The following is a 15,465-nucleotide window of genomic DNA, read 5'->3' as shown; positions in this document are numbered from 1 at the left end:
CGAAGTCTGGAACGGTTGATTAGCTGAGCGAGCAGTTTTAAAGCCGCGAAGAAGGACCATCCAGATTATTAAGAATGACTGAATAAATAAGATTCCCGGAGACTTACGACATGCAACCGCAACTTCCGATCGACGTCGATCCGCAAACCGGTGTCTGGACTACCGACGCGCTGCCGATGCTGTACGTGCCGCGCCACTTCTTCACGAACAATCACACGGCGGTGGAAGAAGCGCTGGGCCGCGAGGTCTACGCGGAGATTCTCTACAAGGCCGGCTACCAATCCGCGTACCACTGGTGCGAGAAGGAAGCGGAAAAGCACGGCATCGCCGGCATGGCGGTGTTCGAGCACTACCTGAAGCGTCTTTCGCAGCGCGGCTGGGGCATCTTCACGATTCGCGAGGCCGATCCGGCCGCGGCGCGCGCGAAGATCGAACTGCGCCATTCGTCGTTCGTGCTCGCGCAGCCCGGCAGGCACGGCAAGCTCTGCTACATGTTCGCGGGCTGGTTCGCCGGCGCGATGGATTGGGTCAACGACACCACGGAAGGCGGCAAAGGCGCGCCGCGCGCGCGGTCGTCGGAAGTGCAATGCGCGGCCGAAGGCCACGCGCACTGCATTTTCGAAGTCTCGCCGATCGCCGCCTGAACGGCGGCGCGACCCGCCCCACAAGACTTATCGAAAGACACGAACGCCAGAGGTCGTCTGCGATGCGCTACCCACACCTGTTCAAACCCTTGACGCTCAATCAGCTCACGCTGCGCAACCGCATCGTCAGCACGGCTCACGCCGAGGTCTACGCCGAGCCGGGCGGCCTGCCGGGCGACCGCTATATCCGCTATTACGAAGAGAAGGCCAAGGGCGGCGTGGGCCTTGCAGTGTGCGGCGGATCGAGCCCGGTGTCGATCGACAGTCCGCAGGGCTGGTGGAAGTCGGTGAATCTCGCGACCGACAGGATCATCGATCCGCTCGCGCGTCTTGCCGAAGCGATGCACCGGCACGGCGCGAAGATCATGATTCAGGCTACCCACATGGGGCGCCGTTCCGCGTTTCATGGCGAGCACTGGCCGCATCTGATGTCGCCGTCGGGCGTGCGCGAACCCGTGCATCGCGGCAATGCCAAGATTATCGAGGTCGAGGAAATCCGCCGCATCATCGGCGACTTCGCGACGGCTGCGAAGCGCGTGAAGGACGCGGGCATGGACGGCATCGAGATTTCGGCGGCGCACCAGCATCTGATCGACCAGTTCTGGAGCCCGCGCACGAACTTTCGCACCGACGAATGGGGCGGTTCGCTCGAAAACCGCCTGCGGTTCGGCGTGGAAGTGCTCAAGGCCGTGCGCGAGGCCGTAGGCAAGGACTTTTGCGTCGGCCTGCGCATGTGCGGCGACGAGTTCCACGAAGACGGCCTTGATCACGAGCAGTTGAAGGAAATCGCCCAGGCGATGGCGGAAACGGGGCTGATCGACTATCTCGGCGTGATCGGCTCCGGCGCGGACACGCACAACACGCTCGCCAACTGCATGCCGCCGATGGCGCTGCCACCCGAGCCGTTCGTGCATCTCGCGGCCGGCATCAAGTCGGTGGTCAAGCTGCCGGTCATGCACGCGCAGAGCATTCGCGATGCGGGCCAGGCCGAGCGTCTGCTCGCGAGCGGCATGGTCGATCTGGTCGGCATGACGCGCGCGCAGATCGCCGACCCGCACATGGTCATCAAGATTCGCGACGGCCGCGAAGACGAGATCAAGCAGTGCGTCGGCGCGAACTATTGCATCGACCGCCAGTACAACGGTCTCGACGTGCTGTGCGTGCAGAACGCGGCGACCTCGCGCGAGGCGACCATGCCGCACGTCATCGAGAAGTCGCGCGGGCCGAAGCGCAAGGTCGTGGTGGTCGGCGCGGGACCGGCGGGGCTGGAAGCCGCGCGCGTTGCGAAGCTGCGCGGCCATGACGTGGTGCTGTTCGAGAAGAACGACGCCGTGGGCGGCCAGATTCTGCTGGCGGCGAAAGCGCCGCAGCGCGAGCAGATGGCGGGCATCGTGCGCTGGTTCGACATGGAGACGAAGCGCCTCGGCGTCGATCGCCGTCTCGGCGTGACGGCCGACGAGAAAACGATCCTCGCGGAAAAACCCGACATCATCGTGCTCGCCACGGGCGGTTCGAGCTTCACGCAGCAGGTGGGCGCATGGGGCGTGGAAGAGGGGCTCGCGGTCAGTTCATGGGACATCCTGGCGGGCCGTGTCGAGCCGAAGCAGAACGTGCTCGTCTACGACGGCGTGAGCACGCATGCGGGCGCCGGGGTGGCCGATTTCATTTCGAGCCGCGGCTCGAAGGTCGAAATCGTCACGCCCGACGTGAAGGTTGCCGACGACGTGGGCGGCACCACGTTCCCGATCTTCTATCGCCGCCTCTATGCGCAGGGCGTGATCCATACGCCGAATTACTGGCTCGATCGCGTGTACGAAGAAGACGGCAAGAAGATTGCCGTGCTGCGCAACGAGTACACGGAGGAGCAGGAGGAGCGCGCCGTCGATCAGGTGGTGATCGAAAACGGCAGCACGCCCAACGACGCGTTGTACTGGAAGCTCAAACCCGAATCGGTGAATCGCGGCCAGGTGGACGTGCACAAGCTTTTCGCCGCGGAGCCGCAGCCTTGCCTCGGCGAAGAACTCGGCAATGGCCGCTTCCTGCTGTTCCGCGTCGGCGACTGCATCTCCATGCACAACATCCACGGCGCGATTTACGACGCGCTGCGGCTCGCGAAGGACTTCTGAACCATGAATCCGTCCTGGCTCATTACCGCGCTGCTGTGGGTGTCGATGGCGGGGCTCGCGTTCGCGGTCGCGAAACGCGCCGCCTTCTGGCGGGTGGGGCGTGCCGCCGTGCCCGGTTCCGTTGGCGTCAGCAAGCTGTTCAGTATCCCCAAGCGTTATTTCGTCGATCTGCATCATGTGGTGGCGCGCGATCCGTATATCGCGAAGACGCACGTCGCCACCGCGGGCGGCGCGATCGCGGCGCTGGCGCTCGTGTTCGTCAACTACGGGCTCGCGATCTATTCGCCGTGGCTCGACCGGCTGATCTTTCTCGCGGCGCTCGCGATGCTGATCGGTGCGGTGTTCGTCTGGCGCCGCCGTCATGCGAGCCATGTGCCGGCGCGCCTTTCGCGCGGGCCGTGGAATACGCTGCCGTGGCTGCTCGGCTCGTTCGCGCTCGGCGTGGTGCTCTTCACGATGGTGCCCGCCGGCGCGATGTCGGGCGGATTCGCGGTAGTGTGCGCGGTGCTGATCGGCGTGGGCGCCTTCGCAATGACATTCGGCGCGGCCAACGGCGGGCCGATGAAGCATGCGGTCGCCGGGCTTCTGCATCTGGCATTCCATCCGCGCCAGGAGCGTTTCGCGGCAACGCGCGAGGGTTGGACCGGCAACGGCACGGCCACGCCGCCGACCGCGCTGAAGCTGCCCGATATCGAACAGAAGCAGGAATACGGCGTGGCGAAACCCGTGGAGTTTCGCTGGAACCAGTTGCTGAGCTTCGATGCCTGCGTGCAGTGCGGAAAATGCGAGGCCGCGTGTCCCGCGTTCGCGTCGGGCCAGCCGCTCAATCCGAAGAAGCTGATTCAGGACCTCGTGGTCGGCATGGCCGGCGGCACCGACGCGGCGTACGCGGGCAGTCCCACGCCCGGCATGGCGGTCGGCCGGCATCGCGGCGCGCCGGACGGTCCGATCGTCTCCGGCCTGATCGAAGCGCAGACGCTCTGGTCGTGCACGACCTGCCGCGCCTGCGTCGAGGAGTGCCCGATGCTGATCGAGCACGTCGACGCCATCGTCGACATGCGCCGCAACCAGACGCTCGTGCATGGCGAGGTGCCCGGCAAAGGCCCGGAAGTGCTGGCGAACCTGCGCGAAACGGGCACGGCGGGCGGCTACGACAGGACCGCGCGCTACGACTGGTCGGTCGATCTCGATGCGCCGGTCGCGCAGCCCGGCCAACGCGTGGACGTACTCGTGGTGGCTGGTGAGGGCGCGTTCGACATGCGCTATCAGCGCACGCTGCGCGCGCTCGTGACGGTGCTCAACAAGGCCGGCGTGAATTACGCGGTGCTCGGCGCGCGGGAAACGGATACCGGCGACGTGGCGCGCCGTCTCGGCGACGAAGCGACGTTCCAGCGCATGGCGAAGCAGATGATGGCGACGCTCGCCACGCTCGACTTCGCGCGCATCGTTACCGCCGATCCGCACGTCATGCACAGCCTGCGCAACGAGTACCGCGCGCTCGGCGCGCGCTACGAAGTACTGCATCACACGACCTTCCTCGCCGAACTCGCCGCGAGCGGACGCATTGCTCCGAAGGCCATGCAGGCGCTGACCGAAAAGCGCACCACGTATCACGATCCCTGCTATCTGGGCCGCTATAACGGCGAGACCGAAGCGCCGCGCAAGCTGCTGAAAACGATCGGCATCCAGGTCGTGGAGATGGAGCGTCACGGCATGCGCGGACGCTGCTGCGGCGGGGGCGGCGGCGCGCCGCTCACCGACATCCCCGGCAAGCAGCGCATTCCCGACATTCGTATGGCCGACGCACGCGCACTCAATGCCGAGGTCGTCGCCGTGGCGTGCCCGCAATGCACGGCGATGCTCGAAGGCGTGGTGGGTCCGCGTCCCGACGTGCTCGACGTGGCCGAACTCGTGGCCGCCTCGCTGGAGTGAATCGATGAATACGATCAAACGAATCGATCCGCGCCGCCCGTTCGTTGTGACCGCGGCGGGTCTCAGGCGCATTATTCTCGGCGAGACCGGGAGTGCCGACGCGAACGCCGCGCATTGGCCCGCGCAGCACGGGCACGGCAATGCCGCGAAACCGCGCCGCACCATTAGCGATCCGAAGCACGTGCTGCTCGTTGCCGCTCATGCCGAGCGCGGCGCGCTCGACGAGCATGCGCGCCAGGCCGTCGCGGCCGCCGCGTTGCTCGCCGATGCGCAAACCGAAGTGGCGCTGCTCGTGTTCGGCGAACTGAAAGACGACGCGGCGGCGCTCGGCGTCGACAAGCTGATCGAGCTGCCGGGCTTCGAGCGCCGCGCGTTCGCGCCGGACAGCGAACTGCGCGCGTTGCAGGCGTGTGCGGCGGCGCTTGCGCCGAAGCATGTGTTCCTGCCCGACAACGCGAGCGGCGACGGCGATCTTGGCCGGCGCTACGCGGCCTCGGCCGGGGCCAGCGTGGCGACGCAGGTGGTCGAGATCGACGCACGCCATGTGGGCGTGTACGAACAGGCGAAGCGCGCATGGGCCACGCGCGCGCTGCCCGAGGTGATCCTGCTCGAGCCGAACGCGGTGGAGGCGAAGCTGCCGTTCGTCGGCGCGGGCGAGCGGCTCCCGAGCGACTTTATCCGGCTCGCCGTCGATCTGGCGTCGTCGTATCGCGATCTCGGTCTCGAGGAAATCGATGCCGCCCGGGTCGCGCTCGAAGAAGCCGATTTCATCGTCTCGGCGGGCAACGGCGTGACCGACATCGCGGCATTCGAACAGCTCGCGGGCGTGCTCGGCGCGGCGATCGGCGCGAGCCGCGTCGCGGTCGACAACGGCCACTTCACGCGCGACAAGCAGGTGGGCGCGACGGGCAAGACGGTCGAGTCCAGTGTGTATATCGCGTTCGGCATTTCGGGCGCCGTGCAGCATCTGCAAGGCATCAAGGATTGCCGCCACGTGATTGCCGTGAATCTCGACGGCAGCGCGCCGATCGCGAAGCGCGCGAACCTGACCGTGGTCGGCGACGCCCAGGGCACCATCGCCGCGCTGATCGGTGAGGTAGAGGCCGCGCGCGCGAAACGCGGCGCGCCGGGCGCCGTACGTGACGACATGCATTCCGCAGGAGTGGCCGCATGAATGCCCGCAATGATTCCCGTAACGATTCCCAACGGCGCATCGAACGCATCGCCGTGCTCGTTTCCGTCGGCCGCCACCCCGTGAGCGGCGTGCCGCGCCATAGCCGCAACGACGCGCTCGCACTCGATCTCGCGCGTACGCTGGCGCAGCGTCACCATGCGCGCCTCGACGTGCTGCATGCGGGCGACGCCGACGACCCGGCGCTGACCGAATACCTCGCACTGGGCGCGACCGAAGTCGAGGTGCTGAACTGCGCGCCGTCCGACGACGCGGCGCGCAGGCTGGCCGAGCGCGTGCGCGGCTACGACCTCGTGCTGACCGGCACGCGGGCCGAAGGCGCGCACGACAGCGGCATGCTGCCGTATAGCGTGGCCGCGGCGCTCGGCGTGCCGATCGTCGGCGGCGCGGTCGATATCGACGCAGAGAGCGGCGCTGTGGCCGTGGTGCGGCAATTCCTGCCCAAGGGCCTGCGCCGGCGCGTGCAAACGACGCTGCCCGCCGTGATCGCCGTGCATCCGCTCGCCAACGCGCAGCCGCGTTACGCCTATGCGCGGCTGCGCGCCGGCGCGATCCGGCCGCAGCGCGCCGCGAGCGCGAGCGTGAGCGCTGCCGAAGCGTCCGCGTGGACGGTCGGCCCGATCGAGCGCAAGCCCGTGCGCCTCGTCGCGGCGGAGAAGCGCTCCGGCCATGCGCGCATGCTCTCGGCGACCACGACCGAAAGCCGCGGCGGCAACGTCGTAAACGAAGGGAGTTCGGTCGAAAAAGCACAAGTGATCCTCGCGTATTTGCGCGAGCATCAACTTATCGACTACTGATTTTGACGATCTGTCGGCAACAAGCTGGAATGGAAAATCCGGAGCACACGATGAAAGTATCGGCAGAAATTCGCGCGCTGATCGAGCGCCGCAAAGAGGGGTACAGCCTGGAGGCGCCGTTCTATTTGAGCGAGGAGATTTTCGCGCTCGATATGGAAGCCATCTTCCGGCAGCACTGGATCGAGGTCGCCACCGAGGCCGAGATTCCGGAGCCGGGCGACTATGTGACCGCCGAGCTGGCGGGCGAATCGATTCTGATCGTGCGCGACGACGACATGGCGGTGCGTGCGTTCCACAACGTATGCCGCCATCGCGGCTCGCGCCTGTGCAACGACTCGAAGGGCACGGTCGGCAATATCGTGTGCCCGTATCACAGCTGGACCTATAACCTCTCGGGCGAACTGATGTTCGCCGAGCATATGGGCGAGCAGTTCGACCGCTGCAAGCACAGCCTCAAGCGCGTCCATGTGGAAAATCTCGCCGGGCTGATCTTCGTGTGCCTCGCCGACGAGCCGCCCGCCGACTTCGCGCAGATGCGCGCCGCGATGGAGCCGTATCTGCTGCCGCACGATCTGGCGAACTGCAAGGTCGCCGCGCAGATCGACATCATCGAGAAAGGCAACTGGAAGCTCGTGATGGAGAACAATCGCGAGTGCTATCACTGCGTGGCGAATCACCCCGAGTTGACGGTTTCGCTCTACGAATACGGCTTCGGCTACGAACGCACGCCGGCCAACGCGGAAGGGATGGCAGCCTTCGAGCGCGCCTGCAACGAACGCGTGGAGCAGTGGGAAGGGTTGGGCCTGCCTTCGGTGGAAGTCGAAAAACTGCTCGACGTGACGGGTTTTCGCACGCAGCGCCTGCCGCTCGATCGCAGCGGCGAATCGCAGACGCTCGACGCGAAAGTGGCCTCGAAAAAGCTGCTCGGCGAGTTTCGCTCGGCGGATCTCGGCGGTCTGTCGTTCTGGACCCAGCCGAACTCGTGGCATCACTTCATGAGCGATCACATCGTGTCGTTCTCGGTCGTCCCGCTTTCCGCCGGCGAGACGCTCGTGCGTACGCGCTGGCTGGTCCACAAGGACGCGCGCGAAGGCATCGACTACGACGTCGAGAATCTGACCGCGGTCTGGAATGCGACCAACGACCAGGACCGCACGCTCGTCGAGTATTCGCAGCGCGGCGCGGCGAGCAGCGCCTACGAGCCGGGTCCGTATTCGCCGTACACGGAAGGTCTCGTCGAAAAGTTCTCGGCCTGGTACATCGGCCGCCTTGCCGGATAGATTGGCGCATAACGTCGCGCCGCGCGCGGCCAAAGCAAAAGAGCGGAGTTTGTCATGATGCGAGATGCAGCCCAACTCGACCCCATGGACAGCCGGGTCACGCGCCCGGCGTTCTGGAGCGCGCTGCCCGAACGGTGGACGAGCGACGTCGAGGAAACGCTCGTGTGCTGTCATGTCGTGCAGGAAACGCATGACGTGAAGAGCTTTTTCCTGCGCTCGCCAGAGGGCCGCACGTTCTCGTTCGAGCCGGGGCAGTTCGTTACGCTCGAACTCGAGATCGACGGCGAGCCGATCAATCGCTGCTATACGATTTCGTCGTCGCCGGCGCGGCCGCACACCATTTCCATCACGGTCAAGCGCGTGCCGGGAGGCAAGGTGTCGAACTGGCTGCACGACAACCTGAAGCCCGGCGTCGAATTGCGCGTGCTCGGGCCGGCCGGTGACTTCACCTGCGCGCGGCACCCGGCACCGAAATATCTGTTTCTTTCCGCCGGGTCCGGCATCACGCCGCTGATGTCGATGAGCCGCGCGCATCACGATCTCGCCGAAGATCGCGACATCGTCTTCGCGCATAGCGCACGCACGCCCGACGACATCATCTTCGCGCGCGAACTCGAACTGATCGCGTCGAGCCGGGCGAACTTCCGCACGTCATTCGTGTGCGAGCGGGTGGGGGCGCGTACCGGATGGCCGGGCGTCACCGGTTTTCTGTCGCTGCCGCTGCTGAAGCTGATCGCCCCCGATTTCATGGAGCGCGAAATCTTCACTTGCGGTCCCGCGCCGTATATGAAGGCCGTGCGCGATCTGCTCGACGAAGCCGGCTTTGCGCGAGAGCGCTATCACGAAGAGAGCTTTTCGTTCGAAACGTTGACGGCGGCCCATGCGCTGCTTGAAGCAGACCCGGCCGACCCAGCCGACCCGGCCGCGACAGAGCCGGCCGTGCCGACCGAAAGCTTCACGGTCACGTTCGCGAAGAGCCGCCGCGAGATCCAGTGCGGCTCGCAGCAAACCGTGCTCGACGCGGCTCGCCAGGCGGGCGTGAGGCTCGCCTCGTCGTGCAGCCAGGGCATGTGCGGCACCTGCAAGGTCAAGCTGGTTTCGGGGCAGGTCGAGATGAAGCATAGCGGCGGCATTCGCCAGCGCGAGATCGATCAGGGCATGGCCCTGTTGTGCTGCTCGAAGCCGCTGTCCGATCTCGTCGTCGACAAGTAGCAAGGGTGTCGCCGTACAACAAGAAAGTGTCGTAAATCGAGGGGACCGGTAAATTGCGGCGGGCGAATCTGGAGACACACGAAACGCGTGCCCGAATCATAGGAGATGAATCATGAAGCTGTCCGCGAAACTCTTTCTGGCCGGTGTGCTGTTCGCAACGGTGAGCGTCAGTGCCCCGGCGTTTGCCGACGGCAAACCCACGCTGAAGATCGGCTACGTCGAAGGCTGGGACGATAGCGTCGCCACGTCCAACATCGCTTCGCGCATCATCGAGAAGCGCCTCGGCTATCCGGTGCAGCTCGTGCCGGTGGCCACGGGCATCATGTGGCAGGGCGTGGCGCGCGGCGACCTCGATGCGACGCTGTCCGCATGGCTGCCGGTGACGCAGGGCGCGTACTGGGACCAGTTCAAGGACAAGGTCGTCGATCTCGGCACGAATTTCCCCGGCGCGAAGATCGGTCTCGTGGTGCCCGACTACGTGAGCGCGAAGAGCATCAACGATCTCAACGCGGAAAAGGCGGCGTTCGGCGGGCGCATCGTCGGTATCGACGCGGGCGCGGGCGTGATGCGCAAGACCGACGAGGCCGTCAAGCAATACGGTCTCAACTACAACGTCATGCCGAGTTCGGGCAGCGCGATGACGGCCGAACTGGCGCGCTCGATCGGCACGAAGAAGCCGGTGATCGTCACGGGCTGGACGCCGCACTGGATGTTCGCGAAGTACAAGCTGCGCTTCCTCGAGGATCCGAAGAGCGTGTACGGCGCGGCCGAGCACGTGGATAGCGTCGCCAATCCGGCGCTCGAAAAGAAGGCGCCGCAGGTCGAGTCTTTCCTGAAGAAATTCCAGTGGAAGCCGGGCGAGATCGACGGCGTGATGCTGGCGATCCAGAACGGCGAAAAGCCCGAGGCCGCCGCCGATGCCTGGATCGCCGCGCACGGCGATCGCGTGAACGAGTGGGTCGGCCAGCAGTAAGCGCGGCAAGAGAAATCCGGACCGGCGAGTCCTGTTTTGCTGCGGCTGCGGTTCGCCGCGCCGCGTTTCATCCGGTCAGTCCTGTACTACGCACACCCTGCCTTGCGCCGAGGCAGGCGGGAAGCCGCGCCTGGCACCGCAGCACAGGTGCTTTGTTGCCGAAGCGGCATGTCGCTTTTGAGCAAGCGTTTGTCGCAATTCGCTATCCCGGCAGGGTTTTTTCCGACAACCATGTAGACATACCGAGCGGGCCGGCGCCTGCCGTTCGAGGAGACGGAGTCGATGAAATCCCCCAAGATCGTAGTCGAAGGACTATGCAAGGTTTTCGGGCCCAACCCGAAGCTCGCGCGCGAGCTGCTCGCGCAGGGCGCAACGAAGGACGAACTGTTCGCCAAAACCGGCTATGTGCTCGGCGTGAACCACGCGTCGTTCGAAGTGCACGAGGGCGAGATTTTCGTGCTGATGGGTCTCTCCGGCTCGGGCAAGTCCACGCTGATCCGGCTCATCAACCGGCTCGTGGACCCCACGGCGGGCAAGATCGTCATCGACGGGCGCGACGTTGCGGCCATCCGGCGCTCGGAACTGGTGGCGCTGCGCCGCACCGACATGAGCATGGTGTTTCAGTCGTTCGCGCTGATGCCGCAACGCACGGTGCTGTCGAACGCCGCATTCGGTCTCGAAGTGGCGGGCGTGGGGCGCAAGGAGCGCGAGCGGCGCGCGCTGGCGGTGCTGGAGCAGGTCGGCCTTGCGCCGTTTGCGCAGAAGTTGCCCGCCGAGCTGTCGGGCGGCATGCAGCAGCGTGTGGGCCTTGCCCGTGCGCTAGCCGTGAATCCCTCGCTGATGATTATGGACGAAGCGTTTTCGGCGCTCGATCCGTTGAAGCGCAAGGAAATGCAGAACGTGCTGCTGCAACTGCAGAAGGAGCAGCGCCGCACGATCATGTTCGTGTCGCACGATCTCGAAGAGGCGCTGCGGATCGGCAGCCGCATCGCCATCATGGAAGGCGGGCGCATCGTGCAGATCGGCACCCCGCAGGAAATCATCAGCAATCCTGCCGACGACTACGTGCGCGCGTTCTTCGACGGCGTGGACACCAGCCGCTATCTGACGGCCGGCGATCTGATGCAGCGCGAGGCGGTGCCGCTGATCCGCTCGCTCGACGCGACGAGCGTGGAGTCGTCGCTCAACGGCAGCGCGGACTACGCCTTCGTGCTCGATGCGCAGCATCGCATCAGCGGTTTCGTGACGCGCGATTCGATTCGCGCCGCGCGGCCGTCGCTCGAGAAGGTCGAATGCATTTCGCTCGGCGCGCCGCTGGAGCAGGTCGTCTCGCGCGTCTGCGCGAATACGACGGCGCTGCCGGTAGTGGACGACGAAGGCCGCTATTGCGGCTCCATCGATCAGGCCGCCGTTCTGAAGGTCATTACGCGTAACCGAGGTGCTCATGTCTGAGATCATTCCCGTCGGCCAGTGGGTCGACCAGGCGGTTCACTATCTACTCGATCACGACGCGAGCAGTTTCGACACGGTCGGCCGGGCGATCGAAAGTTTCGCCGCTTTCGTCGAACATAGCTTGCAGGCCATTCCGATGTGGGCGCTGATGGCGTTCTTCATCCTTATCGGTTTGTGGCGCGTGGGCTGGCGCTTTGCGATCTTCGCCGCCTGTTCGCTGTTGCTGATCTATGCGACGGGCTTCTGGGACCAGACCGTCGTCACGCTCGGGCTCACGCTGTCGTCCACCGTCATCAGCCTCGTGGTGGGTATTCCGCTCGGCATCTGGACAGCGAAAAGCCGGCTCGTGCAGACGATCGTGCGCCCGATTCTCGATCTGATGCAGACAATGCCGGCCTTCGTTTACCTGATTCCGGCCGCCATGCTGTTCGGTCTCGGCCGCGTGCCCGGCATTCTTTCCACGGTGATCTTCGCCATGCCGCCCGCGGTTCGCCTGACGAGTCTCGGCATCAAGCACGTGAATCGCGAGATTGTCGAAGCCGGGCAGGCGTTCGGCTGCACGCCATGGCAGCTGTTGTACAAGGTGCAGTTTCCGAATGCCCTGCCGTCGATCATGCAGGGCGTGAACCAGACCATCATGATGGCGCTGTCGATGGTGATCATCGCCTCGATGGTGGGCGCGGGCGGTCTCGGCAACGACGTGCTGGCGAGTATTCAGCGTCTGGATATCGGCCTCGGTTTCGAAAGCGGGCTTTCCGTCGTGTTGCTGGCGATCATCCTGGACCGCATTACCGAGAGCTTCGGTCGTGCGCCTGGCGCGCCAAAAGTGTCGCCGTTCGCGGGGCTCAGGCAACTCATGCGCGCGCGTCCCGCTGTCGCCGAGGTCTGATCCGGTTTTCAACTGCGGGGTTTTCAACCGTTGTTTCCCGAGGAGCGCGATGTGACGACAGACATCGCCGCAGCGTCCACCGTCGACGCGCATGCGGCATCGTCTCTCAGGCATTTCGGTTTCCTGACGTTGCAGAACTTCTCGATGATCGCGTTTTCGAGCGCGGTCGAAGTTCTGCGTATGGCGAACTATGTCGGGCGCGCGGACCATTACCGCTGGTCCATCTACTCGCTGGACGGCGCGCCCGTCCACGCGAGCAATGGCATCGCGGTACGCCCGGCGCAGCCGCTCGATCCGGCGTCGCTGCCCGACGTGCTGATCGTGTGCGGCGGCGTGCGCATACGCGAGATCGTCGACGACAGCCTGCGCGCCACGCTGGATGGGGTGGCGCAGCGCGGCGTTCCGCTCGGCGGCATCTGCACGGGCGCTTATGCGCTGATGGCGAGCGGGCTGCTCGACGGTTACCGCTGCGCCGTGCATTGGGAAGACCTCACGGCTTTGCACGAGGAATTTCCGCGCGTGCGTTTCGCCGACGAGCTGTTTGTGGTCGATCGCGACCGGCTGACCTGCACGGGCGGCACCGCGCCGCTCGATCTGATGCTCGATCTCGTGGGCGCGCGGCTCGGCCGCGGCCTGGCTGCCAAGGTATCCGAACAGTTTATCGTCGAGCGGATTCGCAGCGCCACTGACTTACAGCCAATACCTGTTGATGCGCGCGTGGGTTTTTCGCGCGCGGAACTGGTCGAGGTCGTGCGGTTGATGGAAGCGAACATCAAGGAGCCGCTGTCGCTGGAAGAACTGGCGCGCCTCGTGCGGCTTTCGCAACGGCATTTGCAGCGCATGTTCAAGGCGTATCTGAACGTCTCGCCAACGCACTACTACCTCACGTTGCGCCTGAAACGGGCGCGCGAACTGCTGCGCACGACCGATGCGTCGATCGCTCGCGTGACGTCGGTGTGCGGATTCAATTCGCCGTGCCATTTCAGCAAGGCCTACCGCGTGCAGTTCGGCCACGCGCCGAGTCATGAGCGGCGTATGACGAAGTGAGAGAGGGGGCCTCGTGTCGGCGCGCCTGTCGTGCGAAGGCGCGCCGCAATTCGCCGGCTCGACCGTCAGGTCAATAAACACCAGATGGCAAGAAACGGATCGGACAGCGATCTCATTGCATGCAGGCTGCCTCGCGCGTTGTGGATGCCGCCGCCTATTCCGGGGTTGAACCAGTCGCCGTCTTTCTGGCGAAACTCGCCGGCGGTCAAGAGCACGTAGGCCTCTTCGGGCGGATGGCGATGGTCCGGATACCGCACGTTGGGGGCCATCACCGAAAAACCGAGTTGAACGTCGTAGCGGCTCTCGGTGCCGCCGGGCCCGCAGATCATGCCGTGCACATGCTCGTCGATATAGTTCTCGCTGCCGTGCGAGCCCGACGTGCGGCGCCACCATCCCAGCACGGGTTCGAGCGTTCTGATGGCTCTTGCCGCCGCGCCGAGGTGAGTCGGTTCGTCGATGATCGCCGACAAGGCCGGGTTGATCCAGCGGCGTGCCGGATAGCTCGTGTCATGTCTCTTGCCGTCGTCCGATACCGTTTGCAGCCGCTCGAACACGCGTGCTGCGACTTCTCTCCCGGCGTCGGGAAGCTTCTCCGATTGAAAGAGGGTTCGTGCAATGTCAATGAACGCCGCTACATTTTCGGGCCGGGTCGACATGGTGTGCATGGTGAGAGAAGAGAAGTCGTACGCGGTTCAGGCCAGCAACCGCGCAATGAGATCGGGTGTCGCCCGTACGCCGTATTTGCGCAACAGGCTCGCGCGGTGAATGTCGACCGTGCGCGGGCTGATATTCAGTTCCTTGCCGATTTCCTTGCTCGTCATGCCGTGCACGAGGAATGCGGCGACGTCGCGTTCGCGCTCGGTGAGCGTGCTGGCGACGTCGGCTTGCTTCGTGCTGTCCGATAGATCGGTGAAGGTCCAGATCGCCAGCTCGAAAGGCCGCTTCGGGTTATATCCGAAACCGCACACGGTGACCCAGAAATGGCTTCCGTCGATGCGGCGCATGATGCGGTCGTCGCTAAACACGGCATGTTTCGCGAGGAGCGGCGCCAGGCGGCGGCCGGTGGTGGTGAAGTCCTTCTGCTGCGGATACAGCACGGAAAACGACCGATCGACGATATCGCTGCGCCGGGCCTTGAAGAGCGCGAGGGCTCGGGCATTGCAGTCCACCATGACTCTTTCTCTGGCCACGATGACCGCAACGGGCAGATGCCTGAAGAGATCCTCGTAGTCGAGACTGGAGATCGTGTCGGTCCTTTTCGGCATTGCTGTATCGCTGTTGGCTGTGCCCCGACCCGGGCCTGGGGATGCATGGACTCCTTTCCAGGTGATTGTAGCGTGTGTCCGGCGCGTTCACGTCACGTGAAAGACGCAGCAGTCGTGACCTTCGCCCGCGCATTGCATCTCGGCCGATTTCGCTCGCGGGCCTTTTGCGGCGCCTTCCGGTGCGGTGTCGTTGACCCAGTCCATCGCGCCGGCGAACCAGCCGGCGAACATGTAGCAGAGCTTGCCATGTTTGCCGGGTTGCGCGAGCACGAACGACGAGTGATGAAGATGGATGCGCGCATTCGACGTTGCCGGGTCCGCCTCGACGATCGAGAAGAGCCCCCAGCCGCGCTGCGAAAGACGCTTCAGATAGTGCTCGAATACCGCCATGCCGGCAATGCCGTGCTTTTCCGCTTCCTTCTCGCACCAGTGGTACGCGGATTGGTAACCGGCTTTGTAGAGAATCTCCGCGTAGACCTCACGGCCTAGTGCTTCTTCGACCGCCGTGTGATTGTTGGTGAAGAAATGGCGCGGCACGTACAGCATCGGCAGCGCATCGGTGGTCCAGACGCCGGTGTGCGGATCGACGTCGATAGGCAATTGCGGTTGCAAGTCGAACTCCTGCTTTCTATTCGATTCAGCCGTTCCAGACTTCA

14 protein-coding genes are annotated in these 15,465 nt (G+C 64.8%); 11 read left to right on the top strand and 3 right to left on the bottom strand.

Translation table 11 applies throughout. From position 1 onward, the window contains the following. Positions 1–110: 110 nt before the first annotated feature. The 11 genes from F3J20_RS30790 to F3J20_RS30740 all read left to right on the top strand — a co-directional run bounded on the left by F3J20_RS30790 (position 111) and on the right by F3J20_RS30740 (position 13,544). Entirely contained in the window at positions 111–644 is a 534-nt protein-coding gene (locus F3J20_RS30790; RefSeq protein ID WP_167050479.1) for a DUF5943 domain-containing protein, read from the top strand. A gap of 62 nt (positions 645–706) precedes the next feature. After that, positions 707–2,770, top strand: a complete 2,064-nt coding sequence (locus F3J20_RS30785) for an NADH:flavin oxidoreductase (protein ID WP_167050477.1) — start codon at positions 707–709, stop codon at positions 2,768–2,770. Positions 2,771–2,773: 3 nt separating this feature from the next. Continuing rightward, on the top strand, positions 2,774–4,702 hold the full coding sequence (locus F3J20_RS30780; protein WP_167285753.1) for a (Fe-S)-binding protein: 1,929 nt from the start codon (positions 2,774–2,776) through the stop codon (positions 4,700–4,702). 4 nt (positions 4,703–4,706) lie between these two features. Continuing rightward, positions 4,707–5,876, top strand: a complete 1,170-nt coding sequence (locus F3J20_RS30775) for an electron transfer flavoprotein subunit alpha/FixB family protein (protein ID WP_167285752.1) — start codon at positions 4,707–4,709, stop codon at positions 5,874–5,876. Then, positions 5,873–6,691, top strand: coding sequence for an electron transfer flavoprotein subunit beta/FixA family protein (locus F3J20_RS30770; RefSeq protein WP_167285751.1), 819 nt, complete (start codon positions 5,873–5,875; stop codon positions 6,689–6,691). Before F3J20_RS30775 ends, F3J20_RS30770 begins: the two co-directional genes overlap by 4 nt. A 50-nt stretch (positions 6,692–6,741) precedes the next feature. Beyond that, positions 6,742–7,971 carry an aromatic ring-hydroxylating dioxygenase subunit alpha gene (locus F3J20_RS30765; RefSeq protein WP_167285750.1) on the top strand — a complete coding sequence of 410 codons (1,230 nt, stop codon included), beginning with the start codon at positions 6,742–6,744 and terminating at the stop codon, positions 7,969–7,971. Between the two features lie 54 nt (positions 7,972–8,025). Then, a complete protein-coding gene (locus F3J20_RS30760; protein ID WP_167050468.1) occupies positions 8,026–9,183 on the top strand; it encodes a hybrid-cluster NAD(P)-dependent oxidoreductase in 1,158 nt (385 codons plus the stop codon). Between the two features lie 112 nt (positions 9,184–9,295). Next, the gene (locus F3J20_RS30755; protein ID WP_167285749.1) at positions 9,296–10,156 is read left to right on the top strand and encodes a glycine betaine ABC transporter substrate-binding protein; all 861 of its coding nucleotides are present in this window, start codon (positions 9,296–9,298) and stop codon (positions 10,154–10,156) included. A gap of 282 nt (positions 10,157–10,438) precedes the next feature. After that, positions 10,439–11,608 (top strand): glycine betaine/L-proline ABC transporter ATP-binding protein, encoded by a 1,170-nt coding sequence (locus F3J20_RS30750; protein ID WP_167050464.1) that lies wholly within the window; start codon positions 10,439–10,441, stop codon positions 11,606–11,608. Then, the gene (gene choW / locus F3J20_RS30745; RefSeq protein ID WP_167050462.1) at positions 11,601–12,497 is read left to right on the top strand and encodes a choline ABC transporter permease subunit; all 897 of its coding nucleotides are present in this window, start codon (positions 11,601–11,603) and stop codon (positions 12,495–12,497) included. Before F3J20_RS30750 ends, choW begins: the two co-directional genes overlap by 8 nt. Before the next feature lie 51 nt (positions 12,498–12,548). Next, positions 12,549–13,544, top strand: coding sequence for a GlxA family transcriptional regulator (locus F3J20_RS30740; RefSeq protein ID WP_345889953.1), 996 nt, complete (start codon positions 12,549–12,551; stop codon positions 13,542–13,544). A 65-nt stretch (positions 13,545–13,609) separates the two neighbouring features. Here the strand turns inward: F3J20_RS30740 and F3J20_RS30735 are convergent, their stop codons facing one another. The 3 genes from F3J20_RS30735 to F3J20_RS30725 all read right to left on the bottom strand — a co-directional run bounded on the left by F3J20_RS30735 (position 13,610) and on the right by F3J20_RS30725 (position 15,421). Then, on the bottom strand, positions 13,610–14,200 hold the full coding sequence (locus F3J20_RS30735; protein WP_167285748.1) for a dimethylsulfonioproprionate lyase family protein: 591 nt from the start codon (positions 14,198–14,200) through the stop codon (positions 13,610–13,612). A gap of 36 nt (positions 14,201–14,236) precedes the next feature. Then, positions 14,237–14,809, bottom strand: coding sequence for a PAS and helix-turn-helix domain-containing protein (locus F3J20_RS30730; protein WP_167050458.1), 573 nt, complete (start codon positions 14,807–14,809; stop codon positions 14,237–14,239). An 87-nt stretch (positions 14,810–14,896) separates the two neighbouring features. Further along, positions 14,897–15,421, bottom strand: coding sequence for a DUF5943 domain-containing protein (locus tag F3J20_RS30725; RefSeq protein ID WP_167050456.1), 525 nt, complete (start codon positions 15,419–15,421; stop codon positions 14,897–14,899). Positions 15,422–15,465 lie beyond the last annotated feature (44 nt).

It is taken from the genome of Paraburkholderia sp. Cy-641 (genome assembly GCF_011752945.1).
GTDB lineage: Bacteria > Pseudomonadota > Gammaproteobacteria > Burkholderiales > Burkholderiaceae > Paraburkholderia.
The sequence above is the reverse complement of the archived record's forward strand: the minus strand, read 5'-3'. Positions and strand labels throughout refer to the sequence as shown.